1 protein-coding gene is annotated in these 543 nt (G+C 56.9%); it reads left to right on the forward strand.

The window, feature by feature from the left end; translation table 11 throughout:
- The coding region (locus tag ACXAH4_RS20100) for an Ig-like domain-containing protein (RefSeq protein ID WP_474883167.1) at positions 1–543 on the forward strand (543 nt) is incomplete at both ends.

Here is a 543-nt window from a genome sequence, read left to right on the forward strand (position 1 = left end):
TACCGTGCAACCTGACGGTACCTTCAGTGCCGATGTCCCTGCAGAACTGGCTGAAGGTAGCTACACGGTGGAAGCGACTGCTACCGATGCAGCTGGTAATTCCACGACAGCAATAGCAACTGGTGGTGAAGTTGATACCACTGCACCAACAGTCACACTGGATGCGCAGGGTACCGGTAACGACACCACACCAACTATTTCAGGCACCACCGATCTGCCAGCGGGCGAATCAGTTACGCTGACGGTCACCGATGCCAACGGTGATGCACAGACTGTTACCGCAACCGTGCAGCCAGACGGCACCTTCAGTGCCGATGTGCCTGCAGAATTGGCTGAAGGTAGCTACACGGTTGAAGCGACGGCCACTGATGAGGCGGGCAATTCAACGACTGCAACAGCAACTGGCGGTGAAGTTGATACCACTGCCCCGACAGTCACACTGGATGCGCAGGGTACCGGTAACGACACCACACCAACTATTTCAGGCACCACCGATCTGCCAGCGGGCGAATCAGTTACGCTGACGGTCACCGATGCCAACGG

The organism is Alteromonas sp. ABV2_168 (genome assembly GCF_056161165.1).